21 protein-coding genes are annotated in these 23,964 nt (G+C 67.5%); 9 read left to right on the top strand and 12 right to left on the bottom strand.

Annotated elements, in window-relative coordinates; translation table 11 throughout:
• Positions 1 to 207: 207 nt before the first annotated feature.
• The 4 genes from FFS08_RS05205 to FFS08_RS05190 are packed head-to-tail and all read right to left on the bottom strand — an operon-like array spanning position 208 to position 7,074.
• A complete protein-coding gene (locus FFS08_RS05205) occupies positions 208 to 2,289 on the bottom strand; it encodes a tetratricopeptide repeat protein (RefSeq protein WP_137862613.1) in 2,082 nt (693 codons plus the stop codon).
• Entirely contained in the window at positions 2,273 to 3,631 is a 1,359-nt protein-coding gene (gene prsR, locus FFS08_RS05200; protein WP_137862614.1) for a PEP-CTERM-box response regulator transcription factor, read from the bottom strand. The genes FFS08_RS05205 and prsR overlap by 17 nt, the downstream gene beginning before the upstream one ends.
• Complete coding sequence (gene prsK / locus FFS08_RS05195; protein ID WP_137862615.1) at positions 3,628 to 5,685, bottom strand: XrtA/PEP-CTERM system histidine kinase PrsK; 2,058 nt, start codon at positions 5,683 to 5,685, stop codon at positions 3,628 to 3,630. The genes prsR and prsK overlap by 4 nt, the downstream gene beginning before the upstream one ends.
• Complete coding sequence (locus FFS08_RS05190) at positions 5,686 to 7,074, bottom strand: TIGR03013 family XrtA/PEP-CTERM system glycosyltransferase (protein WP_137862616.1); 1,389 nt, start codon at positions 7,072 to 7,074, stop codon at positions 5,686 to 5,688.
• Positions 7,075 to 7,234: 160 nt separating this feature from the next.
• Between FFS08_RS05190 and FFS08_RS05185 the strand changes: the two genes are divergently transcribed.
• Positions 7,235 to 8,296 (top strand): mannose-1-phosphate guanylyltransferase/mannose-6-phosphate isomerase, encoded by a 1,062-nt coding sequence (locus tag FFS08_RS05185; RefSeq protein WP_137862617.1) that lies wholly within the window; start codon positions 7,235 to 7,237, stop codon positions 8,294 to 8,296.
• Between the two features lie 29 nt (positions 8,297 to 8,325).
• On the opposite strand, the gene FFS08_RS05180 is transcribed toward FFS08_RS05185, so the two are convergent.
• Positions 8,326 to 9,477, bottom strand: a complete 1,152-nt coding sequence (locus FFS08_RS05180) for a sulfotransferase family protein (RefSeq protein ID WP_137862618.1) — start codon at positions 9,475 to 9,477, stop codon at positions 8,326 to 8,328.
• A 52-nt stretch (positions 9,478 to 9,529) separates the two neighbouring features.
• Between FFS08_RS05180 and FFS08_RS05175 the strand changes: the two genes are divergently transcribed.
• Both FFS08_RS05175 and FFS08_RS05170 read left to right on the top strand, forming a co-directional pair.
• Entirely contained in the window at positions 9,530 to 10,117 is a 588-nt protein-coding gene (locus tag FFS08_RS05175) for an aspartyl/asparaginyl beta-hydroxylase domain-containing protein (RefSeq protein WP_137862619.1), read from the top strand.
• Between the two features lie 35 nt (positions 10,118 to 10,152).
• Positions 10,153 to 10,446 (top strand): HNH endonuclease family protein, encoded by a 294-nt coding sequence (locus tag FFS08_RS05170; RefSeq protein WP_137862760.1) that lies wholly within the window; start codon positions 10,153 to 10,155, stop codon positions 10,444 to 10,446.
• An 80-nt stretch (positions 10,447 to 10,526) separates the two neighbouring features.
• Here FFS08_RS05170 and pepF read toward each other — a convergent pair whose 3' ends face one another.
• From pepF to groES, 3 genes are all read right to left on the bottom strand, one after another.
• Positions 10,527 to 12,389 (bottom strand): oligoendopeptidase F, encoded by a 1,863-nt coding sequence (gene pepF, locus FFS08_RS05165; RefSeq protein ID WP_137862620.1) that lies wholly within the window; start codon positions 12,387 to 12,389, stop codon positions 10,527 to 10,529.
• A gap of 494 nt (positions 12,390 to 12,883) precedes the next feature.
• On the bottom strand, positions 12,884 to 14,527 hold the full coding sequence (gene groL / locus FFS08_RS05160) for a chaperonin GroEL (protein WP_137862621.1): 1,644 nt from the start codon (positions 14,525 to 14,527) through the stop codon (positions 12,884 to 12,886).
• A gap of 74 nt (positions 14,528 to 14,601) precedes the next feature.
• The gene (gene groES, locus FFS08_RS05155) at positions 14,602 to 14,889 is read right to left on the bottom strand and encodes a co-chaperone GroES (protein ID WP_137862622.1); all 288 of its coding nucleotides are present in this window, start codon (positions 14,887 to 14,889) and stop codon (positions 14,602 to 14,604) included.
• Positions 14,890 to 15,144: 255 nt separating this feature from the next.
• On the opposite strand from groES, the gene sppA reads away from it, so the two are divergent.
• The 4 genes from sppA to FFS08_RS05135 all read left to right on the top strand — a co-directional run bounded on the left by sppA (position 15,145) and on the right by FFS08_RS05135 (position 18,557).
• Positions 15,145 to 17,037 carry a signal peptide peptidase SppA gene (gene sppA / locus FFS08_RS05150; RefSeq protein WP_137862623.1) on the top strand — a complete coding sequence of 631 codons (1,893 nt, stop codon included), beginning with the start codon at positions 15,145 to 15,147 and terminating at the stop codon, positions 17,035 to 17,037.
• Positions 17,034 to 17,609 carry a GNAT family N-acetyltransferase gene (locus FFS08_RS05145; protein ID WP_137862624.1) on the top strand — a complete coding sequence of 192 codons (576 nt, stop codon included), beginning with the start codon at positions 17,034 to 17,036 and terminating at the stop codon, positions 17,607 to 17,609. Before sppA ends, FFS08_RS05145 begins: the two co-directional genes overlap by 4 nt.
• A 55-nt stretch (positions 17,610 to 17,664) precedes the next feature.
• Entirely contained in the window at positions 17,665 to 18,051 is a 387-nt protein-coding gene (locus FFS08_RS05140; RefSeq protein ID WP_137862625.1) for a hypothetical protein, read from the top strand.
• A 200-nt stretch (positions 18,052 to 18,251) separates the two neighbouring features.
• Positions 18,252 to 18,557 carry a hypothetical protein gene (locus FFS08_RS05135; protein WP_137862626.1) on the top strand — a complete coding sequence of 102 codons (306 nt, stop codon included), beginning with the start codon at positions 18,252 to 18,254 and terminating at the stop codon, positions 18,555 to 18,557.
• Positions 18,558 to 18,608: 51 nt separating this feature from the next.
• Here FFS08_RS05135 and FFS08_RS05130 read toward each other — a convergent pair whose 3' ends face one another.
• Positions 18,609 to 19,244 (bottom strand): trimeric intracellular cation channel family protein, encoded by a 636-nt coding sequence (locus FFS08_RS05130; protein WP_137862627.1) that lies wholly within the window; start codon positions 19,242 to 19,244, stop codon positions 18,609 to 18,611.
• A 63-nt stretch (positions 19,245 to 19,307) separates the two neighbouring features.
• Here FFS08_RS05130 and FFS08_RS05125 point away from each other — a divergent pair, with 63 nt between their 5' ends.
• The gene (locus tag FFS08_RS05125) at positions 19,308 to 19,973 is read left to right on the top strand and encodes a YoaK family protein (RefSeq protein WP_137862628.1); all 666 of its coding nucleotides are present in this window, start codon (positions 19,308 to 19,310) and stop codon (positions 19,971 to 19,973) included.
• Complete coding sequence (locus FFS08_RS05120; protein WP_137862629.1) at positions 19,973 to 20,431, top strand: GFA family protein; 459 nt, start codon at positions 19,973 to 19,975, stop codon at positions 20,429 to 20,431. Before FFS08_RS05125 ends, FFS08_RS05120 begins: the two co-directional genes overlap by 1 nt.
• A gap of 4 nt (positions 20,432 to 20,435) precedes the next feature.
• Here the strand turns inward: FFS08_RS05120 and FFS08_RS05115 are convergent, their stop codons facing one another.
• The 3 genes from FFS08_RS05115 to FFS08_RS05105 form a co-directional block, all read right to left on the bottom strand.
• Positions 20,436 to 21,764 carry a serine hydrolase gene (locus FFS08_RS05115; protein ID WP_137862630.1) on the bottom strand — a complete coding sequence of 443 codons (1,329 nt, stop codon included), beginning with the start codon at positions 21,762 to 21,764 and terminating at the stop codon, positions 20,436 to 20,438.
• Positions 21,765 to 21,851: 87 nt separating this feature from the next.
• Entirely contained in the window at positions 21,852 to 23,246 is a 1,395-nt protein-coding gene (lpdA, locus tag FFS08_RS05110) for a dihydrolipoyl dehydrogenase (protein ID WP_137862631.1), read from the bottom strand.
• A 214-nt stretch (positions 23,247 to 23,460) separates the two neighbouring features.
• Positions 23,461 to 23,955 (bottom strand): YfbM family protein, encoded by a 495-nt coding sequence (locus tag FFS08_RS05105; RefSeq protein ID WP_137862632.1) that lies wholly within the window; start codon positions 23,953 to 23,955, stop codon positions 23,461 to 23,463.
• Between the last annotated feature and the right edge of the window lie 9 nt (positions 23,956 to 23,964).

Raw genomic sequence — 23,964 nt, 5'->3', positions numbered from 1 at the left:
CCTTGTGGCGATCGATCCGGCGACCGAGCGCGGGGCCGGAAACCTTGCGATACGGGGCTTCGCATGGTCCGTGCCGGCGGATGCCGGCCGTCTTCCTCTTTCGCCTTCCCGCACTCGGCTCCGAGCACAGCGCCGGCCCTCGCGGGTGGAGAAACCGGGGGCCCGTAGTCTGAACTTCCTGGATTTCCGCGAGCGCGCGCGGCCGCGTCAACCGTTCGCCATCGCCTGCGCCGCTGCGCGGTCGGCGAAGGCGGGATCGGCCAGTGCGGCCTGGGCGTGGCGCTTCGCCTCCGCCTTGCGGCCTAGCGCCGCATAGACCTGGGCCAGATGCCAGTGCAGGCCCGGATGCCTGGGGGCGAGGATCACCGCCTTCTGGAGCAGCTCGAGCGCGCCGTCCCTGTCGCCGCCGCGGAACAGCGCCCAGCCATAGGCGTCGGCCACTGCCGGATTGGCGGGAGCCAGGCCATAGGCCGCCTCGCCGAAATCAACTGCGGTGCCGGTTTCGCCGGCGCCGGCATAGGCGGCGGCCAGCTCGGCGTTGAGCACGGCGTCGCCGTCGCCGATGCGGGCGCGGATGTCCTCCAGCGAATCGATCGCCGCGTCATAGTCGCCGCCGGCGAGCTGCCAGTGGGCCGAGAGGCGGAGCGCCGCGATGCTCGCCGGGTTCTGCGACAGGAACAGCGCGAGCGCATTCGCGGCGGCCTCGCGCCGGCCCGCGCGATCGAGCGCATCGACCAGGCGGAGCAGGGTCGGTTCGTCGAAGCGCAGGTCGGCGGCGTGGCGATAGGCGGCGGCGGCATCGGCCGGGCGGTTGAGCAGCATCAGCATGTCGCCGAGCACCACCTGGGCGGCCGCGGCGCCGGGATTCCGGGCGGCGATGTCCTGGGCGCGGGCCAGGGCGCCGGCCTTGTCGCCGCCGGCGATCAGCGCGCGGATCAGCGGCAGCGTCGCTCCCGGGTCGTTCGGCCGCTTGGCCGCATCCGCAGCGAGGGTGGCGGTGCTGTCGTCGGCGCTGAACGCCGTCGATTCGCCCGTTGCCGGAAAGGCGGCGCGGTCGAGGAAATGCGAGGCGCTGTCGCGGTCGCCGATCCGCTCGAAGCCGCGGGCGGCCAGAGTCAGCGCATAGCTGTCGGCATCGCTGCGGGCGACGACGGGGCTGAGCATGTCGATCGCATTGCGGGCGCGGTCGGTGCGCAGCAAGGCAATGGCGAGCAGCTTGCGCGCGGTGATGTTCATCGGCTGGGTGCCGACCAGGTCGGTCAGCTTCTCGATCGCCTGCTCGTAATCGCCCTTTTCGAGATCGAGCGTGCCGCCGAGCAGCATCATGCCGGGAAGGTCGTCGATCGCGCCGCCGGTCTTCTCGAGGATCGCGCGGGCGAGGTCGAAATTGCCGGCACGCGCGGCGATCACTGCCTGCAGGTAGAGCGCCTGCGGGCTGCCCGGCCGGGCGGCGAGCGCGCGGCGCGTGGCGGCGAGCGCGTCGACGGTGCGGCCGATGTCGCCCAGCGTCGCCGCATATTCGATCAGCGCGTCGTGGCGGGCGGGGTCGCGCTTCAGCGCCTGCTCGAACCAGGGCAGGGCGGCGACCAGCCCATATTGGCTGCGCACCACTTCGCCGCGCAGGATCAGCGCGTCGATCGAGCCCGGCGCGAGCTTGACCGCACGGTCCGAAGCCTCGGCGGCGCCCAATATGTCGCCCGCTATGAAGCGGAAGCGACCGATGTCGGTCCATGTCCCCGCATCGTTCGGGGCGAGGTGCAGCGCCGCGTCGAGCGCGTCGTGGGCGCCGGCATAGTCGCCCTGGCCGGTGAGCGCGCGCGCGCGGATGCGCAGGCCATAGGGGCGCAGCGCCTGCGGTGCCTTGTCGGCTTCGGCGGGCGCCTTGTCGGTCTTGCCCTGGAGCACCCATGCCTCGGCGCGCCATTGCGGCACCGCCCTGGCGTCATAGCCGGCATCGACCGCGCGCTGGATCTCGCCCTCGGCGCCGATGCCGTCCTGCAAGGCGAGCAGCGCGCGGGCGAGGACGATATGGGCGTTCTCGTTGTCGGGGTCGCCGCGCACGGCCTGCGCCGCCAGGTCGCGCGCGCCGGTGGCGTTGTCGGCCTTGAGCAGCGCTTCGGCCCGCTCGGTCGCTTCGGCAGCTTCGGCCTTGCCCATCCCGCCGGGGGTCAGCGTGAACCAGCCGATCAGCACGGCGAGCAGCACGGCCAGCGCGCCGCCGATCACCACCAGGCGTCGCAGGCCGATGCCCTTCGATCCGGAGCGGGGGCGCCTAGGGTTGGAGGTCATAGGCTTTCATCAGGTCATAAAGGGTGGGGCGGCTGATGCCGAGCAGACGGGCGGTGCCCGAGATATTGCCTTCGGCGCGGGCGAGCGCGTGACGGATCGCCTTGCGATCGGCGAGCTCGCGTGCGGCCTTCAGGTTGACCGGCTCGATCTGCGCCTGCGCGTCCAGGTCGAGGTCGGCGGCGGTGACGTGCTTTCCGTCGGCCATGATCGTCGCGCGCTTCACGCGGTTCTCGAGCTCGCGGACATTGCCGGGCCAGCCCCAGGCGTCGATCGCGGCAAGCGCGTCGGGTGCGAAGCTGCGGGCGGCGGTGTTCATCTGCGCGGCATATTTCCGGAGGAAGTGGCGCGCGAGCAAGCCGGCGTCGCCGGGCCGCTCGGCCAGGCTCGGGATGCGAACCACGATCTCGGCGAGGCGGTAGTACAGGTCCTCGCGGAAGCGATTGTCGGCGACCATCGCGTCGATGTCCTGGTGCGTCGCGCAGACGATCCGCGTGTCCACCGCGATCGCCTGGCGCCCGCCGACGCGCTCGATCACGCGCTCCTGGAGGAAGCGCAGCAGCTTGACCTGGAGCGGCAGCGGCACGTCGCCGATCTCGTCGAGGAACAGCGTGCCGCCCTGGGCCAGCTCGATCTTGCCCTCGGTGGTCTTGACCGCGCCGGTGAAGGCGCCTTTCTCGTGCCCGAACAGCTCGCTCTCGAGCAGGGTCTCGGGAATCGCCGCGCAGTTGATCGCGACGAAGCGCCCCATGCGCCCGCTCTTGTCGTGCAGCCCGCGGGCGAGCAGCTCCTTGCCGGTGCCGCTGGCGCCGAGCAGCATCACCGCGACGTCGGCGCTGGCGACGCGCTCGATCGTGCGGGTGACCTTGAGCATCTCGGGCGCGCCGGTGAGCATGCCGCCCAGCACCGCGCCGGCCTCGACCCGCTCGGCCAGGCGCCGGTTCTCGGCTTCCAGCGCATGGACATGGAAGGCGCGGGCGACGATCAGGCCGAGCGCGTCGATGTCGATCGGCTTCTGATAGAAGTCCCAAGCGCCCAGCGAGATCGCGCGCAGCATCGATTCATGCGCGCCGTGGCCCGAGGCGACGATCACCTTGGTATCGGGGCGGAGCGACAGGATCGTCTCCAGCGTCGCGAAGCCTTCGCGCGTGCCGTCGGGATCGGGCGGCAGGCCGAGATCGAGCGTCACGACCGGCGGCTCCTCGGCGCGCAGCACGGTGAGGGCTTCCTCGCGCGTGGAAGCGGTGAAGATCTCATAGCCGTCATAGGCCCAGCGCAGCTGGCGCTGGAGCCCGGCATCGTCCTCGACGATCAGCAGTTTCGGCAAGGTGCGGGCGTCGTTCATGCAGCCCTCCCCATTCCCAGATCGGCGGGATGCGCGGCCTTCAGGATCACGCGGAAACGCGTGCCCTTGCCTTCGCGCGACGTCACTTCGATGCGGCCCTCCATGGCATGCGCGAGCTGGCGGGCCTCGAAGGCACCGATGCCGAACCCGCCTTCCTTCGAAGAGACGAAGGGCTTGAACAATTTGTCGCGGATGAAGGCGGGCGACATGCCGACCCCCAGGTCGATCACGTCGATCGCCACCCGCTCGCCGTCCGCGGAGACCGCGAGCGTCACCGGCTCGTTCGCGGGGCTCGCCTCGATCGCGTTCTGGAGGAGATGGGCGAGCAATTGCTCGAGGCTCGCCGGATCCGCATGGGCGATGGCGCTGCGGACGCCGGACGTGACCACCGGATGCTGGCCCCGGCGCTGCGCGGCGACGCGTTCGACCAGCGTGACGATCTCGATCGCATGCGGTGCCTCGGCGCGGCCGCGATGATGCTGGGAAAGCCGGGCGAGCAGCCCGTTCATCCGCTCGGCCGAGCTTTGCAGCGTCGCCACCATGTCGGCGCGGAACTCGGGCTTGTCGGCATGGCGCTCGGCGTTGCGCGCCGTCAGGGTCAGCTGGCTCACCAGGTTCTTGATGTCGTGCAGGATGAAGGCGAAGCGGCGGTTGAACTCGTCGAAGCGCTGCGCCTCGGCGAGCGCGTCCTGCGCGCGGGCCTCGGCGAGATAGGAGGCGACCTGGCGGCCGGCCACTTTCAGCAAGTCGAAATCTTCCCAGTCGAGGGCGCGGTCGAGTGGCGGGCGGGCGAGCAGGATCGCGCCCGCGAGTTCGGCCAGATGCGGCAGCGGAACGATCACCCAGGCCTCGGGCAGGTCGAGCATCCATTGCGGCACGGTGGCAGCGTCGAGATGATCCTCGCTGCGGCGAACCGCGTCGAGCTCGATGATCCGGCCGGTCGCCTGGAGATGCTCGCCCAGCGCCGTGTCGCTGGCGATGGGCAGAGTCGCGCGGTCCCAGTTCCAGCTCGCGCCGATGCCGAGCCCGCCCGCATCGGGGACGAGCAGCACGCCGGCCGGGCTTTCGGTCAGGTCGGCGATCGCCTTGACGATGCGTTCGTCGAGCGCGGCGCCGCCTTGCGGGTTGCCCAGCGTCTCGGTGAAGCGCATCCATTCGGTGCGATAGTCGTAGCGATGGCGGAAGAGATGCTTGGCGAGCTTGACCTTGAGCCAGGCACGCAGCCAGCTGTTGGCGACCAGCGTGAGGATCGCCGCGGTCGAGCCGAGCACAAAGGCGGTCTGGAGGATACGGGCATTGGTGCCGCCCACGGTGGCGATGGCCGAGGTGGTGAGCGCCAGCAGCGCGAAATAGACGCCCACCGCGACCAGCGAGAGCGACTGATAGGTTATGGCGCGCGACACCTCGATCTTCCATTCGCCCTTGCGCTGGAGCGCGGTGCCGATCGCGAGCGCGATGGCGAGATAGGCAAGCCCGCGCAGCACCAGCGGCTCGATCCGCCATTCGGCGGCGAGATAGGCGATGGTGTAGAGCCCCAGTTCGGCGCACCAGATGCCGGCGAGCGCGATCACCAGCGTGCGGAGCGGCCCGACGGCCGCCGGGCTCAGCGCCGACCAGAGCGCCTGGACCAGCACCAGTGCCGCGACTGCAACCAGCATGCGCAGCAGCACGGCGGCGTTGGCGGTCTGCGCGGCGACGATGGGCTCGGGATCGGTATAAGCGATGAGCGTGAGCGCCAGCGTGCCGATCTGAACCAGGGCGACCACGCCATAGACCGTACCCAGCGCGATCGGCGGACGCGCCTGTGCATCGCGGCGGTGAAGCATCAGCATGAAGCCAAGCCAGGCGAGGTTGCGCAGCGTCTCGGCGAACCAGCTGGCGATGTCGGTCGAGCCGATACCGGCAATGGCGAGTGCCCAGAGCGCGGTGGCCGCCAGCGCGAAGGCGAGCGGGCGGCGCGGCAGCCCGGCCAGATCGGTGCGCCACGCCCAGAGCGCGAGCGCCCCGAACAGCAGCGCGGCAAGCGCGTGCAGCCAGAGCAGCAGCGCGCCCATCTAGCGCGCGCCTTCGGGGAACAGCACGACGCGGATGGTCTGGAGCAGGATCAGCACGTCGAGGAACGGCGAGTAGTTCTTGGCGTAATAGAGGTCGTATTCCAGCTTCTGGCGCGAATCCTCGATCGACGCGCCATAGGGGTAGTTGATCTGAGCCCAGCCGGTGATGCCGGGCTTCACCATGTGCCGCTCGGCATAATAGGGCAGCTTGGTTTCGAGATCCTCGACGAACTGGGGGCGCTCGGGGCGTGGGCCGACGAAACTCATCTCGCCCTTGAGCACGCTCCAGCATTGCGGCAGCTCGTCGATCCGCGTCTTGCGGATGATGCGGCCGATGCGCGTGATGCGCGGGTCGTCCTTCTCTGCCCACACAGCCTTGCCGTCGACCTCCGCGTCCTGGCGCATCGAGCGCAATTTGATCACGTCGAAGCCGGTGCCGTAGAGGCCGACGCGGCGCTGGCGATAAAAGGCCGGGCCGCGGCTCTCGAGCTTCACCAGGATCGCGGTAAGCAGGATGATCGGCAGCATCAGCATGAGCAGCGCCAGGCTCGCGCCGATGTCGAACAACCGCTTGAACATGCTCGACAGCATGCGGCCCGAGGAGAAGCCGTCGGAGAAGATCAGCCAGCTTGGATTGACGCTGTCCAGGTCGACACGGCCGGTCTCGCGCTCGAGGAAGGTCGAAATCTCGTTGACGTGCACGCCGGTGGTCTTGATGCGCAGCAGGTCCTTGAGCGGCAGCGCGTTGCGGCGCTCTTCCAGCGCGAGCACGACTTCGCTGGCGTTGAGCACCACGACATGGTCGGCGAGGTTGTAGATCGCATCGCGGGCGATCGCCTCCGGGATCACGCGATTGGCTTCGCTCATCGCGACATAGCCGACCACGACGAAGCCCGCGCCGGGGGTCTTGGAGAGGTCCTTGAGGCGCTGGGCCCGCGCGCCGGCGCCGAGCACCACGATGCGGCGCTTGAACGCCTGGCTGCCCAGCGCCTTGCCGAGCAGGATGCGCAGCGCGATCAGCAGCAGGATCGAGACGCCCATCGCGTAGAGCAGGTTCGAGCGCCAGAAGCCGATCTCGGGGATCAGGAAATAGAGCACGCTCAAGCCGATCACGCCCAGCGAGATCGCCACGATCAGCCGCGCCATCGCATAGCGCAGCGACTGGAGCGAATCGGCACCATAGACGCCGACCGCAACCATCGCGACTTCGAGGAACAGCGCATAGCTGACGAGCTGGGGCCAGCGGTCCGGCATCGGCGGCAGGCCGATGCCGAGCTGATGCGCGCGCAACATCCAGCCGAGCTCGCCCGACGCCGCCAGCAGCAGGATGTCGAGAAAGCCGAGCAACAGCACCGCATTGGGCACATAATGCTTGAACAGCCGGATCATGGAGATCCTCTGTAGTGCGGAAGTGTAAACAAATCCGACATGGCGGCGCTTGCGATGCCGGCGGAAAAATCTCGCGTCGGCGGCACCGATATTGCGGCCCATGTGTTTGACCCCGGGGGCAAATCGCCGCATTGCGGCATCTTCAGGAGGTTCGAAGCAGATGCCGGATTCGAAGCCGATCGTTCCTGTCATCCTGTCGGGGGGATCGGGCACCCGACTCTGGCCGATGTCGCGGGCCGAGAGACCCAAGCAGCTTCTTTCGCTGACGGCCGAGGAGACGATGCTCCAGCTCACCGCGCGTCGCGCCGCAGGCGAGCGATTCGGCCGGCCGATCGTCGTCGCCAACGCGCATCATGCCGACATGGTCGAGGAGCAGCTTGCCGCTGCGGACAGTGCTGCGCACGCGCTCGTGCTCGAACCGATGGGCCGCAACACTGCGCCGGCGATCGCGCTTGCCGCGATCGCCGCGGGCGGCGGCGCCCAGCCGTTGCTCGTGATGCCGTCGGATCACGTGATCGCCGATGTCGACGCCTTTCACCTGGCGATCGAAGCCGCGCTGCCGCTGGCGGAGGATGGCTGGCTGATCACCTTCGGCATCACGCCCGATGCGGCCGAGACCGGCTATGGCTGGATCAAGGTGGGGGAAGTGCTGGCCAATGGCGTGCACCGCGTCGAGCGCTTCGTCGAGAAGCCGGCGCGCGACAAGGCCGAGGCAATGCTCGCCGAGGGCGGGCATACCTGGAACGGCGGCATCTTCCTGTTCCGCGCCGATGCCTATCTGGAGGCCCTGGCGAGCTATGCGCCCGACATGCTGCACGCGGCGCAGCAGGCAATGGAGAAGGGGCGGCGCGAGGGTGCCCGAGTCTGGCCCGACGCCGACAGCTTCGCTGCCAGCCCTGCGGATTCGATCGACTATGCGGTGATGGAAAGGGCGCCGCGCGTGGCGGTCGTGCCGGTGACGATGGGCTGGAGCGACGTCGGCAGCTGGGACGCGCTCCATGCGATCAGCCATGCCGATGCCGGCGGCAATGTCGTGCGCGGCGACGCCGTGGTGATCGAATCGAGCAACTGCCTGGTCCGCGCCGAGCCCGGCAAGCGCGTGGCGCTGGTCGGCGTCGAGGATCTGATCGTGGTGGCCTCGGGCAATGACGTGCTCGTCCTGCCGCGCGGCCGCAGCCAGGAAGTGAAGAAGATCATCGAGGCGATGCAGAAGGGCGGCTGAGGGGCAGGCGCCGTCCCGTCGAAACGGGCCTAGGCTGTGGCGCGCCGGGCCTCGAGTGCGGCGAATACCGGGGCGAGATACTGTTCGGCGGTGGTGCGCAGCTCGTCGTCCGCGTCACGTTGCTTGCCTGCTCCATCGGCATGGAAACGGACTGTCGGCGCCTTGGAATAGCGCGTGGAGGCCGCCGTCATCGCGGTCAGCGCCACAGCGTCGGGCGCGACGCCGAAATGGGGAAGGATGCGGTCGAAAACGGCCTGGGGCAGTTCGGCATAGTTGACCAGCAGTCCCTTGCCCCCGCCATGCTCGATCACCGCGCTGCAGGTCCGTTCGAGAATTCGGGCAATGAACGCGCGCTCGGGAAGCTGTGCCGCCTCGGGTGCCAGGCCGAACCATTCGAGCGGCACGACGCCGGGCACGGTCTGCACGCCGCGCAGGCGCTGCTGCGAAACCAGCACCTCGACCGGATCGCGATACAGAAAGATCCAGGGCGTCTCGGGAAAGGCGCGGCGCAGCAGCGGCAGTGCGCGCGTGTGCCAGCTGTCGAGCTTGACGAAGAGATGCCCGGCGCCGCGGGCATAGGCATCGACCAGCCCGCGCAAGGCATCGGCATGCGCTTCCGCATCGGCGAAGCGGCACTGGATCATGGCGTCCAGCGGCGCCGCTTCGGAAATCGAGACATGGCCCGGCCCCGCACCGAGCATCTGGGAGACCAGCGTCGAGCCGCAGCGCGACATATGGAAGATGAAGCCCGAAGGCGGGCGTGGATTCGCTCGGCCAAGGAAGCCGGCGAGCGGCGTGGCGATGCGGAACAGCCGGTTGAACGGCCGGTCCGCCGCCTCGCGCACCGCATCCTCGAAAAAGGGGCGGCTGGGAGAGACGCCCGCGAAGTTGAGCCACTGGATCGCGGGTTCGGGGAAGGGAGCGAAGCTTGCCGGGAGCCAGCCCTGGGGCGGCCAGTCCGGCTGGACGAGCGGCGCCTGGAAGAAGCGCTGCAGCCCGAGGGGATCGGGGCGGCTGCTCTCGATCAGATCTGCCGGGGTCAGCGCCATGCCGCGCGCCCTGGCCCAGGCGAGCGCGCGCGCCTCGAACACCGCCGGGTCGCGGGGTTCGGCAAGATGCGCCTGGGCCAGCGCATCGGCCATCACGGCCGCGCGGAACTGATCGAGTGTTGAGGGTGGCATTGCAATCATCCGAGGCGGGGATAGGGTCATGTCGAGGACGAGGCAGGCTAATATGGCGACCCTACCCACACAATCCATCTGGCCCGATCGGGTACGGTTGCCGCTTGCCTTCGATCCCGGGCCGCTCGCCGCCGATATCGCCGCGCTCGAACGGGACGACTGGACCGCTCATTTCGTGAAGCGGAATTACGAGGGCGACTGGAGCGCATTGCCGTTGCGTGCGCAGGCCGGCGCCACCCATCCGGTCCAGCTGATCTATTCGGCGCCCGGCGATGCCGCGTTCGTCGACACGCCGTGGCGCGTGCGGATGCCGGCCTTGTCGGCGGTGATCGACGCATTCGCCTGTCCGGTCCGCTCGGTCCGGCTGATGCGGCTCGCGGCAGGGTCGGTGATCAAGGAACATGCGGATTTCGACCTCGACATCGCCGGGGGCTTCGCGCGGATCCATGTGCCGGTGCTGACCAACGACGATGTCGATTTCCGGCTGAACGGCACGCGCGTGACGATGGCGCCGGGCGAGGCCTGGTATCTGCGGCTCGCCGATCCGCACAGTGTGGCGAACCGGGGCCGGAGCGCACGCATCCATCTGGTGCTCGACCTGGTGGTCGACGACTGGCTGTTGCGCCAGCTCGAAGGATGAGCGGCCGGGTCCGGCGCAAGCAAGTCGCGGCGGCGATGGCGGCCGCGGCGGATGCACCGCCGGCAACGGCCTGCGCGCTCTGTGCCCGCCCGCTCGGCCGGCGGAGCGAATGGCACCATGTGCTGCCCAAGAGCGAGGGCGGCCGGGAAACGGTGCCGCTCCATCCGATCTGCCACCGCACCATCCATGCCTGTGCGAGCAATGCCGAGCTGGCGCGGCTCTATCCCACGATGGCGGCGCTGCTCCGGTCGGAGGACATCCGCCGCTTCGTCGCATGGATCGCGGACAAGCCGCCCGATTTCCATGCGCCGACGCGAAAGCGCTTCTAGGCGGCACTGGCCGGCTCCCCCACCGGCCCCCGACATTGCTGCCGGGAGGCCGGGCGCGGGCCGGCACCGCAAGCAACAAGTCAGCCGACCAGCGCTTCAGCCTGGTCGAGCACGTTCTTGAAGTCCGCGATCAGCGCCTGATACGGGGCCGGGCTGGCCATATCGAGGCCGGCGCGCTTCAGGATCTCGGTCGGATAACCCGATCCGCCGGCCTTCAGCACCGACAGGTAATTGTCGCGCTCCTTGGCGCCGCCCTTCAGGATCGACTGGGCGAAGAAAGTCGCCGCCGAGATGCAGGTCGCATATTGGTATACGTAGAAGCTGTTGTAGAAGTGGGGAATATAAGCCCATTCATTGGCATATTCGGGCGCGAGGATCATGTTCGGCCCGTGATAGGTGCGCAGCAGCTCGCCATATACCTTGGTGAACTTCTCGCCCGACAGGCCCTGGCCTGCCTCCGCCATGTCGTGCGCCTTCAGCTCGAACTCGGCGAACATGGTCTGGCGATAGAAGGTGCCGCGATAATTCTCCATCTGCTGGCCGAGATAGAAGAGCTTCTCTTCCTTGGTCTTGGCGTTCCTGAGCATGTGCGCGACCAGCAGCTGCTCGTTGCAGGTTGAGGCGATCTCGGCGAGGAAGATCGGATAATCGGCCTTGTCATAAGGCTGGGCCGAATTGGCGAGCAGCGAGTGGAGCGCATGGCCCCATTCGTGCGCATAGGTGCTCATCCCGTCATATTTGTCGCTCAGATTGAGCAGCAGATAGGGATGCACGTCGAAGGCGCCGGGATTCATGTATGCGCCCGGGCGCTTGCCCTCGCGGGGCCAGGGGTCCATCCATTTGGCCGAAGTCGCCTTGGCGATCCGCGCCTGATAGTCGGGGCCGAGCGGCTTCACTGCTTCCAGCGTGGTCGCGCGCATCTGGTCGAGCGTGTAGCTGCGGTCCATCGACACGAGCGGCGGATAGATATCGTAATAGCCGATGTCCGGCAGCTTGAGCATCTTGCGGCGCAGCTCGAAATAGCGGTGGAGCTGGGGCAGCCCCTTGTTCGCTTCGGCAACCAGCGTGCGATAGACGGTCTCGGGCACGTTGTTGCCCGAAAGCGCGCGGGCGAGCGACGTCGGATATTTGCGGGCCTTGGCATAGAAGATGTCGCCGCGCACCTCGGCGCCATAGGTCGCGCCGAACGAGTTCTGGAACTTGCCGTGCGCGGTCCAGAAGGCGTTGAACACCGCCTTGCGATCCTCGCGGTTGGGCGCGTCGCGATTGAGCGTATAGCCCTGCGAATCGAGGCGCACCGCCTTGCCGGTCGAGAGGGTGATCGTCGGCCAGGGGATGTCGGACGAGCGCAGCTGGCCCGAGATCTCGCCCGGCGCCGCGAGCGGCGAGCTCGCGCTCGCGAGGATCGCCTCGCCTTCGGGCGAGAGCGTGTGCTCGGCCTGGCGCAGCGTCTCGGCCAGCGCGAAGTCGAATCGCGTGCGCAACGTCGCATTGGCGGCGAGGAAGGTGTCGATCTTCGCCTTGCCGAGCGTCAGCAGCTCGGGCGAAGTCCAGGAACTGGCCTCGCCGAACGCAGTGTAGAGGTCGCGTGCCTGCGCCAGCTTCTCCTGATTGGCCGAGATGCGGACGTCCTCGTCGCCCTTCAGGCTGGCATAGGTGTAGATGCGGCTGATCGTGCGGCCGAGATCGGACTGGAGCGTCAGCGCCTCGGCCAGTACGTCCGCGCTTTCGCCGAGCCGGCCCTTGAACTTGGCGATGGCGGGAATCGCGGCGAGCATCCGCTTGCGGGCATCCTCCCAGGCGGCATCGCTGGGATATAATTCGCTCAGGTCCCACTGCGCGCCGGCGGGCGCGGTCGCCTGGCGCGCCCATGCGGGCAGCGCGGCAACGGCGCCGGCGAACGTGGCGGCCGCAAGAGCCTCACGGCGAGAAAGTTCGGTCATGTTCCAGTCCCCGAGAGCGCGCCTGTAGGCCGGCGCTGTGGTGAGGCCGCCAATCTGTCGCGGTTTCGCGGGGAAGGGAAGTGGTTTGTCGCCTTATGACGCCAGCACGCCTCGGTTCAGCGGGCGCCCTTGGGCGTGACGATCCAGTCGCGCTTGGCGCGCCGCGTCATGTGTACGCCGCAATATCGGCATTTGCTGACGAATTTCTCGCCCTCGCCTACGCGCTGCGCATGTTTTTCGGAACGCTCGTGCCGACCCCCGACGCAACGTATGCGTCCGGCAATCCAATTGTACACCTAACCACCCCCTTGGCTAACGCCTGTTACCTCTTCCATCCTAAAAATGGGGTCAAGCAGGTAACCGCTCGAATTCGTGGAAATCGGAAATGTTTCGGAAACGGCACGGATATGTTTGGTGCCTGGATCCGTGACCCAGGATGGAAGAAAGGCCGGAGATCGCTCCCCGGCCTTTCCTGGTTCCGACGGGACGGGGACTTAGAAGTCCATGCCGCCCATGCCGCCCATGCCGCCACCCATGGGGGGCATGGCGGGCTTGTCTTCCGGCAGCTCGCTCACCGCCGCTTCGGTGGTGATGAGCAGGCCGGCGACCGAGGCCGCATCCTGGAGCGCAGTGCGGACGACCTTGGTCGGGTCGATCACGCCGGCGGTGACCAGGTTCTCGTACACGTCGGTCGCGGCGTTGAAGCCGAGCGAGCTGTCGGTGCCTTCGAGCAGCTTGCCCGCGACGACGGCGCCGTCATGGCCGGCGTTCTGGGCGATCTGCTTGAGCGGCGCGGTGATCGCCTTGCGGATGATGTCGACGCCGCGGGTCTGGTCGTCGTTCACGCCCTTCAGGCCGTCCAGGGCCTTGGTGGCGTAGAGCAGCGCAGTGCCGCCGCCCGGAACGATGCCCTCTTCCACGGCCGCGCGGGTCGCGTGCAGCGCGTCGTCGACGCGGTCCTTGCGCTCCTTCACCTCGACTTCGGTGGCACCGCCGACCTTGATCACGGCCACGCCGCCGGCGAGCTTGGCGAGACGCTCCTGGAGCTTCTCGCGGTCATAGTCGCTGGTGGTGACTTCGATCTGCTGGCGGATCGCGTCGGTGCGGCCCTTGATCGCATCGGCTTCACCGGCGCCATCGACGATGGTGGTGTTGTCCTTGTCGATCGTGACGCGCTTGGCGGTGCCGAGCATGCCCAGGGTAACCGACTCGAGCTTGATGCCCAGGTCTTCCGAGATGACTTCGCCCTTGGTGAGGATCGCGATGTCCTCGAGCATCGCCTTGCGGCGATCGCCGAAGCCCGGCGCCTTGACGGCCGCGACCTTCAGGCCGCCGCGCAGCTTGTTGACGACCAGGGTGGCCAGCGCCTCGCCTTCGATGTCCTCGGCGATGATCAGCAGCGGGCGACCCGACTGCACGACCGCCTCGAGGATCGGCAGCATCGACTGGAGGTTCGACAGCTTCTTCTCGTGGATCAGGATGAACGGATCGGCGAGCTCGACCGACATCTTCTCCGGGTTGGTGATGAAATAGGGCGACAGATAGCCGCGGTCGAACTGCATGCCTTCGACGACGTCGAGCTCGAACTCGAGACCCTTCGCCTCTTCGACGGTGATCACGCCTTCCTTGCCGACCTTGTCCATCGCCTCGGCGATCTTCTCGCCGACTTCCCTGTCGCCGTTCGCCGAGATGATGCCGACCTGGGCGACTTCGTTGGTGCCGGCAACCGGCTTCGAGCGCGACTTCACGTCCTCGACGACCTTGGCGACCGCGAGATCGATGCCGCGCTTCAGGTCCATCGGGTTCATGCCGGCCGCGACCGACTTCATGCCTTCGCGCACGATCGCCTGGGCGAGCACGGTGGCGGTGGTGGTGCCGTCGCCGGCCGTGTCGTTCGCCTTCGAGGCGACTTCACGGATCATCTGCGCGCCCATGTTCTCGAACTTGTCCTTGAGTTCGATTTCCTTGGCGACGGTGACGCCGTCCTTGGTGATGCGCGGCGCGCCGAAGCTCTTCTCGATCACGACGTTGCGGCCCTTCGGGCCCAGAGTCACCTTCACCGCATCGGCGAGGATGTCGACGCCGCGCAGGATGCGCTCACGCGCGTCGCGGCCGAATTTCACGTCCTTGGCTGCCATCTTGGCTGACCTTTCAAAAGCTGGAAGTTTAGGAAGTTTAGGCTATGGGGGCCTCGATTCCGCCCCCGCGCGGTTCAGCCGACGATCCCGAGGATGTCGCTTTCCTTCATGATGAGCAGGTCTTCGCCGTTGACCTTGACCTCGGTGCCCGACCACTTGCCGAACAGGATGCGGTCGCCGGCCTTGACGTCGAGCGGGGTGACCTCGCCCTTCTCGTTCTTGGCGCCCGAGCCGACGGCGACGACTTCGCCTTCTTGCGGCTTTTCCTGGGCGGTGTCCGGAATGATGATGCCGCCGGCGGTCTTCGCCTCGGCTTCGACGCGGCGGACGAGCACACGGTCGTGCAACGGACGGAAGTTCATTGCCTGATCCTTATTTCAGGGTTGATCTCTTGTTTGGCACTCAGCTGAGTCGAGTGCCAGCGGCGGCGATATGCGAAGCCGATCCGCCTGCGTCAACCAGTGCGCGGCGCGCCGTTGCAAATTTAGGCGGCGCCGTCCCGCGCTGAAACTCTCGCTCCGGGACGGGCGGGGGCCTTGCAGGAGCGGCACGGGCATTTACGCATCCGCCGCGATCCTCTAGCACCACGGGCATATTCCTTCGCATGGGAGCGGCACGTGAAGCTTGTTCGGGGCGCCTGGAAGATCCTGGTGGGGATCAAGGACTTTCTTGTCCTGGTCTTCATGCTGCTGTTCTTCACGATGTTGTTCGCGGCACTTTCCGCCAAGCCGAATCCCGCTGCGATTCGCGACGGCGCGCTGCTGGTGGCGCTCGACGGCGCGCTGGTGGAGCAGCCCGAGGAAATCGATCCCCTCTCGCGGCTCGGCGGCGGCAGCACGGTGAAGCAGCAGCGGCTGCGCGACGTGGTGCGCGCGCTGGATGCCGCCAAGACCGACGCGCATGTGAAGGCCGTGGTGCTCGATCTCGACCGCTTCATGGGCGGCTATCCGGCGGCGATCAGCGAAGTCGCCGAGGCCGTGGGCAAGGTGCGCGCGGCGGGCAAGCCGGTGCTCGCCTATGCCACCGCCTATACCGATGACAGCTATGCGCTCGCCGCCAATGCGAGCGAGATCTGGGTGAATCCGCTGGGCGGCGCGATGTTCGCCGGCCCGGGCGGCACGCGTCTCTATTACAAGGGCCTGATCGACAAGATCGGCGTCAACGCGCACATCTACCGCGTCGGCAAGTTCAAGTCGGCGGTCGAGCCGTACATGCGCAACGACATGTCGCCCGAGGCCAAGGAAGCCGAGCTGGCGATCTACCAGCCGATCCTCGGCCAGTGGCAGCAGGAGATCGCCAAGGCGCGGCCCAAGGCGCGCATCGCCGACTATCTCGCCAAGCCGGCGGAAACGGTCACGGCTGCCAAGGGCGACATCGCCAAGGCGAACTTGGCGATGGGCATTGTCGACAAGCTGGGCGACCGGCTGGCCTTCGGCAAGCGCGTCGCCGAGATCGCCGGTGCGCCGAGCGGCAAGCCCGCGGGCAATTTCAACCGGATCAAGCTGGCCGACTTCGTCGCCGCGCATCCGCTCCCGACCGGCGGCGACGCGATCGGCGTGATCACGGTCGCCGGCGAGATCGTCGACGGCAAGGCCGGCCCGGGCAAGGCGGCGGGCGACACGGTAAGCGCAGCGGTACTCAAGGGCCTCGCGAACAAGAAGCTGAAGGCGCTGGTGGTCCGCGTCGATTCGCCGGGCGGCTCGGCGCTCGCCTCGGAACAGATCCGCCAGGCGATCCTCCAGGCCAAGGCGCAGGGGCTGCCAGTGGTGGTCTCGATGGGCAGCCTTGCGGCAAGCGGCGGCTATTGGGTGTCGACCGCGGGCGACACGATCTTCGCCGAACCCAATACGATCACCGGCTCGATCGGCATCTTCGGCGTGATTCCCACTTTCGAGAAGACGCTTGCCAAGATCGGCGTCGGCACGGACGGCGTGAAGACCACGCCGCTCAGCGGCCAGCCCGACCTGTATGGCGGCACCAATGCCGAGACCGACACGCTGCTCCAGTCGGCGATCGAGGCGGGCTATGCGCGCTTCATCGGGCTGGTCGCGGGGGCCCGCAAGATGACGCCGGAAAAGGTCAACGAGATCGCGCAGGGCCGCGTCTGGATCGGCGGCACCGCGCACCAGATCGGGCTGGTCGACCGGTTCGGCGGGATCGGCGACGCGATCGCCGAGGCGGCGCGCCGTGCGAAGCTCGATCCGGCCAAGGTTCATGCCGTCTATCTGGAGAAGGAGCCTTCGAGCTGGGCCAAGCTGGTTGCCAGCTTTACCGACGACAAGGACGAGGATGGCGACTGGGCCGATCAGCCGGCAGGGGCGGACCTGTTCGCCCGGGCCGCCATCGCCCAGCGCGCGCTGTTCGTCCAGGCGCTGGGCGATGCCCGTCGCCTGGCCAAGGGCGGCTCGGTTCAGGCGCGGTGCCTCGAATGCGGCGGCTTCGGTCCGGCGACGGGCAGCCTGGAGGACGCTCGCCTGTTCGATGCGATCGCGGCGCGGCTCGGCCTGTGATCGGCATCCGCGCGGCCGCGCCGGAGGATGCCGGCGCCATCGCGGCGATCTATGCGCCGCACGTGCTGACCGGCACCGCTTCGTTCGAGATCGAGCCGCCCGAGAAGGCGGAGATGCGCAAGCGGATGCATGCGAGCGAAGGGCTCTACCCGTGGCTCGTCGCGACGACGGGCGGCACCAGCGCGGACGATCCCGATGCCGGCGTGATCGGCTATGCCTATGCGGGCAAGTTCCGCGATCGCCCGGCCTATCGCTATGTCTGCGAGACGTCGATCTACCTGACCGACGCGTCGAGCGGATCCGGCGTCGGCCGACTGCTCTACGAGGCGCTGATCGCCACGCTCCGGGCCCAGGGCTTCATCCATGCGATCGGCACCATCACCTTGCCCAATGATCGCTCGATCCGCCTGCACGAGGCCGTCGGCTTCCGCCGCCAGGGCGTCTATCGCGAAGTCGGCTTCAAGCACGGCCAGTGGATTGATGTCGGCTTCTGGCAATGCGAGCTGAACGGCCCGCGCATCCCCCCTGTCGAACCCCGTAAATTCGCCGATATGGGGATTGTCCGGGATTGAGGGTCGCACGCCGTCGCCTATCCTTGCACTGTCCTTGTCCGGGTACGAGTAGCGTATGCCTGAATCCGAGCTGCACAGCCTTCAAGTCGATCGCGAGCGCAAGCTGATCGATCTCAGGCTGAAGGCGATGCTTTCGCCCGAGGATGCGGCCTGGATCGGCGAGGAGCTGCGCGCCGCGGTCCGTGATTTCGGCCCGGAGGTGGGGCAGCATGTCACGCTCTACGACGCCAGCAGCATCCCGGTCGTCCCGCAGGCCACGGCGGAGCTGATCATCAACACCTTCAACAACGATGCCGTGCGGCCGCTATGGGCGCGCAAGGTGGCCTTTGTCGTCGTCACAGCGCTGGCCCGGCTGCAGGTGCAGCGGCTTCGCGAAGTTCGCCCCGACATCGGCATCTTCGGCGATCGCGAGGAAGCGATCGCCTGGTTGCTGGCGCCGTAGATCGGGCCGTCCGGCAAGCCGCTGCGGACGGGACGACGCCGGCCCGAAGGCGGCAAGTCGCACAAATCGACCTGGTTGCTGAATAATACTGCACCATGATGCCGTATATTATTCATGTTCATATTGACGATCGGCAGGGGTGATGTTGTGTTGATCGCATCGGTAACGGTGATTGCCGATATAAATCCCGGAGATGACAAATGAGCATGCGAGTTTTTATTCGTAAATCCGGTGTAATTATGGTTGTGCCATATCTGTTCATGGCAACGGCGGTGGTGCATGCTGCCGATGATCCGGAAGATCGTGCAAGTTATTGTGCGCGCACTGCGGGGGAGCATTGTTTCAGCACGCAAGGCTATACCAGCCAGGAATGTGAGGATCGATATTTCGTGATCTGCCTCGACGGCGCCGGCGGCGGAAGCGATTCCACGCCTCCGCCCTGGTTCGACCCCGGGGTGCCGGTTCGTGATTGCACCTATGGTGGCTGTCTTCCCCGCGGGGGATGACGTTCCGGCGGACGCGGTGATGGGGCCAGGACGAGGATCCTCGTCCTGGTCCTAGCGCCGGCCCCGATAGGCGGGCAGGCCGAGTTTCCACCGGATCGCCGCGGCGCGCAGGCCGAAGCCGGCACAGGCGGCGAGCAGTCCCGCCGCGAAGACGGGCAGTCCCGCGAGCGTCAGCACCACTTGCAGCGTAGCGGTGAGTGCGGCGGCGGTCACGTAGAGTTCGGGCCGCATCAGGATCGAGGGCTCGCCCGCCAGCACGTCGCGGATGATGCCGCCCGCACAGGCGGTGACCACGCCCATCACTGCCGCCGGCACCGGCGGGATGCCATATCCCAGCGCCTTGGCGGCACCGAACGCGGCATAGGCGGCGAGCCCGAAGGCGTCGAGCCATGCGAAGGTCGCGTCGCTCCACCAGCGCTGCGGCGTGATCCAGATCAGCACCGCGACCGCCAGGATCAGCGCGGCGACCTTGGCATCATGGACCCAGAAGACCGGCGCGCCGATCAGCAGGTCGCGGATCGTGCCGCCGCCCACGCCGGTGACGAGCGCGAAGAAGGCGGCGGTGACGAAGGTCTGGCCGCGGTGCGCGGCGGCCAGCGCGCCGGTCGCCGCGAACAGCGCGATGCCGAACATGTCGAGCCAGGGCAGGATCGGCCCGATGCGGGCAGCGGCGAGGGCGGCGTCCATCCGTCTTGTTTCTCTCCGGCAACGGCTTGCTGTCAAACGCGCATCCGGGGCATGAGTGCGGCCATGCAGCGTACCGAGTCTCCGCTTGTCGTTATCGCCATCTGCCTCGCCGCGCTCGCCGGCTTCGTCGATGCGCTGGCCTTCACCAGCCTAGGCGGCTTCTTCGCCTCGTTCATGAGCGGCAACAGCACGCGGCTGGGCGTGGGGCTGGGGGGCAACCTGCCCGGCGACGCGGCGGTGGCCGGCGGCCTGGTGATGAGCTTCGTCAGCGGCGTGATCCTCGCCAGCGTGGTGACGCGCTGGCGCCAGGCGCGGTTCCGGGAAAGCCTGATGCTGCTCGTGACGGCGCTGCTCGTGGCCGCGGCGACGCTCGCCAGCCTGTCGCCGGGGCCGATCGTGCTGATCTTCCTCGCCATGGCAATGGGCTGCGAGAACGGCATCCTCCACCGCGAGGGCGAAGTGACGATCGGCGTCACCTACATGACCGGATCGCTGGTCAAGATGGGGCAGAAGCTGGCCGGCGCATTGATGGGCGATCCCGATCGCTGGGCCTGGACGCGCTATCTGTTCCTGTGGCTCGGCTTCGTTGCCGGCGCAGTGATGGGGGCGGCAAGCCATCTCCGCTGGGGCTGGACTGCCTTGTGGCTGGCACCGATCGCCAGCGCGGCGCTCACCTTCGCGCTGGTGCGAGTCCGGCCGAAGCTCTCCGGCCCCTGGGTGGTGCGGTGATGGAGGGACGCTGCACCTGCGGGCAGCTGGCCTATCGGCTGACGGCCGCACCGATGATCGTCCATTGCTGCCATTGCAGCTGGTGCCAGCGCGAGAGCGGCAGTGCCTTCGTGATCAACGCCGTGGTGGAGACGGCGGCGCTGGCGGTGACCGGCGCCTCCGATCTGGTGCATACACCTTCGGCGAGCGGCGCGGGCCAGGAGATCGCGCGCTGCCCGGCCTGCCATGTCGCCTTATGGAGCCATTATCCCAGTGCCGGGCGCAAGGCGGCGTTCGTGCGAGTGGGGACGCTGGCCGAACCCAATGCCTGCCCGCCCGACGTACATATCTTCACGTCGACCCGGCAGGACTGGGTGGTGCTGCCCGAAGGTGCCCCGGCCCATGCCGGGTTCTACAACCCGGCCGAGGTCTGGTCGCCCGAGACCCGGGCACGCTGGGGCGCGATGATGGCGGGCTGAGGCCCTATTTCCGCACGGCTTTCTGGTCGCGCCCATTCTGGTGCATCACCGCACCGACGATCTTGCCCGACGCATCGCGGGTGAAGTCCATCTGTGCGTCCACGGCGCGGAAGAAGAAGCGGTCCTTCGCTTCGGGGAACAGCTCGAGCGGCGGCTGGCGCGTCGCCTGGGCGATCAGGCGGTCGCCCTCGGCGCGGATGGTGAAGCTGAAATTGGGATTCGCCTCATAGGTGCCTTCATAGGCCTTGAGCAGGGCCGGCTCCAGTTTCACTGCCTTGCGTTCGCTGGGCAGCGTGATCGTGCCGCCGCGCGCCAGCGTCATCATCGCGGCGCCGAGCTTGTCCGCGCTGTTGCCGTTGAGATTGGCGAGCACCACCACCGTGATCCTGCGGTCCGGATCATAGCCGAGCCAGGTGTTGAACCCCTCGATGCCGCCGCCATGCGACAGGGTGGTGCTGCCGTCCCTGGCGACGGCGACGATGCCGAGCGCGTAATTGTCCTTGTAGGGCGTCCGCATCGCCGCGAGCGATTCGGGCTTGAGCAGCTTGCCGCCCCATAGCCCGGTTTCCCATTTCAGCAGGTCGTGCGTGGTCGAATAGAGCGCGCCCGCGCCCTGCGGAATCGACATGTCGATATAGTCGGCATTGACCACCAGCCCGGCGCGCGGGCTGTAGCCCGAGGCGCGGTGCGGGATCACCTGAGCATGGCTGTCATAGCCGCTATCGGCCATGCCGAGCGGCTTGAACAAGTTCTCGGCGATGAAGCCGGCATAGGGCTGGCCGCTCGCCTTCTCGATGATCGCGGTGAGCAGGACATAGCCCGAGTTGGAATAGCTGTGCCGCTCGCCCGGGGCGAAATCGAGCGGCTTGCCGCGGAAACGGGCGATCAGCGCATCGAGCGTGGTCGCCTGTGTCCGCGAGGCCGAATATTCGTCGAACGACGTGAAGTTGGGGATGCCGGCGCTATGGGTGAGCAAGTGGAAGACAGTCACCTTGTCCCAGGCGGCGGGGGCATCGGGAAGATAGGCCTTCACCGGCGCATCGAGACGCAGCTTGCCGCGCTCCTGGAGCAGCAGGATCGAAGCGGCGGTGAACTGCTTGGTGATCGAACCGAGGCGGAATTTGGTCTCGCCGTCGTTCGGGATCTTCCATTCGAGATTGGCCGAGCCATAGCCCTTGTCGAACAGGATCCTGCCGTCCTGCGCAACGAGCACGGCGCCCATGAAGGCACCGCTATCGGCCTCGGCGGCCGCGACCTTGTCCATTCGCGCCACGTCCTGGGCAAAGGCAGGCGCGGCGCAGACGAGCGCGAAGCCGAGGACGAAATGGCGCATGAAGGTCCCTCCCAAAGTGTGTTAGTTAACTAACACGCAATGGGAGCAGCCGCAACTCCCTCTCTCATCCGGAGAGGGAGGTCATGGTCAGATGTGGATCGGCTTGCCCTGGACCGCCATGGCGGCTTCCTTGAACGCTTCCGAATGGGTCGGGTGCGCGTGGCAGGTATAGGCGATGTCTTCCGACGTCGCGCCGAACTCCATCGCCTGGGCGGCCTGGGCGATCATCGTGCCGGCGACCGAGGCGATCATCCACACGCCGAGCACGCGGTCCGACTTGGCGTCGGCGATCACCTTCACCCAGCCGTCCGGCTCGTGGTTGGTCTTGGCGCGCGAGTTCGCGATCATCGGGAACTTGCCGACCTTCACTTCGCCGCGCTCCTTCGCCTGCTCCTCGGTCAGGCCAACGCCGGCGATCTCGGGCCAAGTGTAGACGACCGAGGGGATCACGTCATGGTTCACGATGCCGGTCAGGCCGGCGATGTTCTCGGCCACCGCAATGCCTTCGTCCTCGGCCTTGTGCGCGAGCATCGGGCCGGGGACGACGTCGCCGATCGCCCAGATGCCAGGGACGGCGGTGCGGAAGTCGTGGTCGATCTCGATCTGGCCGCGCTGATTGGTCGAGAGGCCGGCGGCCTCCAGGCCCAGGCCCGCAGTGTTCGGGCGCCGGCCGATCGAGACGAGCACGGCATCGGCCTCGAGCGTTTCCGAAGCGCCGCCGGCCGAGGGCTCGAGCGTGAGGGTGGCCTTGCCGCCATCGACGGTAACGCCGGTCACCTTGGTCGAGAGCTTGAGCTCCATGCCCTGCTTCTTGAACAGCTTGCCCGCTTCCTTGCGGACTTCGCCGTCCATGCCCGGCAGCAGCTGGTCGAGGAACTCGACCACGGTGACCTTGGCGCCGACGCGGCGCCAGACCGAGCCGAGCTCGAGGCCGATCACGCCGCCGCCGATGACGACGAGATGCTGCGGGACCTTGGGCAACTCGAGCGCACCGGTGGAGTCCACCACGACCTTCTGGTCGATCTCGACGCCCGGCAGCGGCGTGACGGAGGAGCCGGTGGCGATGACGATGTTCTTCGCGCGGACCTCGCGGTCGCCGACCTTGACGCTGTCCTTGCCGGTGAAGGTGGCATGGCCCTTCAGCCACTCGACCTTGTTCTTCTTGAACAGGAACTCGATGCCGCCGGTCAGGCCCTTCACTGCGTCGATGCGCTGGCCGTGCATCGCGTCGAGGTCGAGCTCGACCGTCGGGGTCTTGATGCCGAGCTTGGCGAGCTTGCCGCTGGCGGCTTCCTCATAGAGTTCGGAGGCGTGGAGCAGCGCCTTGGAGGGGATGCAGCCGACATTGAGGCAGGTGCCGCCCAGCGTCGCGCGGCTCTCGGCGCACGCGGTCTTGAGGCCCAGCTGCGCCGCGCGGATCGCCGCGACATAGCCGCCGGGGCCCGAACCGATCACCAGCACGTCGAAATCATAGTCGGCCATTTGCTTCTCTTTCGTCTCTGCGACGGGAGCCGGAAAGGGAGGGGACGGAAGCTCCTCCGCCGCTGCCGGTACCGGCTCCATCATCGGGGAGGCTGCTTCTTCCCGCCTCCACTTCTTCTTCCAAGGCCACATAGGTTGACCGGTCTCGCATGCAATCCCGTGCTGGGGTAGCGGCGAAGCAAGTCAGTTCAGCGACCGTGCGATATCCTTCCGTTCAGCTCAGCACGCCGACGATGTGGTTTCCGGCATCGGCAGCGTCGCGTGCGAACTTCCGCAGTGCAGGCACGCCCTGCATCACATAGGGAAGCGCTTCCTCGCCATCTTCCTCGAACAGGTCGGCGAGATAGACATGTTCCGCCGCCATTGCCGACGGGTCGTAACGCCCGGCCAGCTCTTCGTCCGAGATCGCCGACAAGGCATCGGCAAAGGCACGGACGCCGGACGGCTCGACCAACCGATAGCCGCCAAAACCGTGTTCGTCGGTTCCGATCAGTTCTTCGTCGGTACCGACTAGGATGCTGAGCGGATGGTCGGTGCTGCCCGCGTCTCCGGTCAGCATGAAGTGCAAGGCGTGCCAGGCCTTGTCGAAGTCGACCAGGCGTTCACCGGCATCTTCGGCGAAGATGGTCTCGTGCACCATGTCGGGCGCGGCGGCGAGGCCTGCAACCTCGTCTGCCGTCGCACGATATAGATAGACGACCATCCCCATGACGCGGCC

This window comes from Sphingomonas sp. 1F27F7B (assembly GCF_005503355.1).
GTDB lineage: Bacteria > Pseudomonadota > Alphaproteobacteria > Sphingomonadales > Sphingomonadaceae > Sphingomonas.
Note: the sequence above shows the minus strand (reverse complement) of the source record. Positions and strands in the feature narration are given on the sequence as shown.

Coding starts and splice junctions, on each gene's coding strand:
- FFS08_RS05185 (WP_137862617.1), top strand. CDS start 7,235: ATGCCGGATTCGAAGCCGATCGTTCCTGTCATCCTGTCGGGGGGATCG.
- FFS08_RS05190 (WP_137862616.1), bottom strand. CDS start 7,074: ATGATCCGGCTGTTCAAGCATTATGTGCCCAATGCGGTGCTGTTGCTC.
- FFS08_RS05140 (WP_137862625.1), top strand. CDS start 17,665: ATGCCTGAATCCGAGCTGCACAGCCTTCAAGTCGATCGCGAGCGCAAG.
- FFS08_RS05205 (WP_137862613.1), bottom strand. CDS start 2,289: ATGACCTCCAACCCTAGGCGCCCCCGCTCCGGATCGAAGGGCATCGGC.
- FFS08_RS05125 (WP_137862628.1), top strand. CDS start 19,308: ATGCAGCGTACCGAGTCTCCGCTTGTCGTTATCGCCATCTGCCTCGCC.
- FFS08_RS05170 (WP_137862760.1), top strand. CDS start 10,153: ATGGCGGCCGCGGCGGATGCACCGCCGGCAACGGCCTGCGCGCTCTGT.
- FFS08_RS05120 (WP_137862629.1), top strand. CDS start 19,973: ATGGAGGGACGCTGCACCTGCGGGCAGCTGGCCTATCGGCTGACGGCC.
- prsK (WP_137862615.1), bottom strand. CDS start 5,685: ATGGGCGCGCTGCTGCTCTGGCTGCACGCGCTTGCCGCGCTGCTGTTC.
- FFS08_RS05115 (WP_137862630.1), bottom strand. CDS start 21,764: ATGCGCCATTTCGTCCTCGGCTTCGCGCTCGTCTGCGCCGCGCCTGCC.
- groL (WP_137862621.1), bottom strand. CDS start 14,527: ATGGCAGCCAAGGACGTGAAATTCGGCCGCGACGCGCGTGAGCGCATC.
- FFS08_RS05175 (WP_137862619.1), top strand. CDS start 9,530: ATGGCGACCCTACCCACACAATCCATCTGGCCCGATCGGGTACGGTTG.
- FFS08_RS05105 (WP_137862632.1), bottom strand. CDS start 23,955: ATGGGGATGGTCGTCTATCTATATCGTGCGACGGCAGACGAGGTTGCA.
- groES (WP_137862622.1), bottom strand. CDS start 14,889: ATGAACTTCCGTCCGTTGCACGACCGTGTGCTCGTCCGCCGCGTCGAA.
- prsR (WP_137862614.1), bottom strand. CDS start 3,631: ATGAACGACGCCCGCACCTTGCCGAAACTGCTGATCGTCGAGGACGAT.
- FFS08_RS05130 (WP_137862627.1), bottom strand. CDS start 19,244: ATGGACGCCGCCCTCGCCGCTGCCCGCATCGGGCCGATCCTGCCCTGG.
- pepF (WP_137862620.1), bottom strand. CDS start 12,389: ATGACCGAACTTTCTCGCCGTGAGGCTCTTGCGGCCGCCACGTTCGCC.
- lpdA (WP_137862631.1), bottom strand. CDS start 23,246: ATGGCCGACTATGATTTCGACGTGCTGGTGATCGGTTCGGGCCCCGGC.
- FFS08_RS05135 (WP_137862626.1), top strand. CDS start 18,252: ATGAGCATGCGAGTTTTTATTCGTAAATCCGGTGTAATTATGGTTGTG.
- FFS08_RS05180 (WP_137862618.1), bottom strand. CDS start 9,477: ATGCCACCCTCAACACTCGATCAGTTCCGCGCGGCCGTGATGGCCGAT.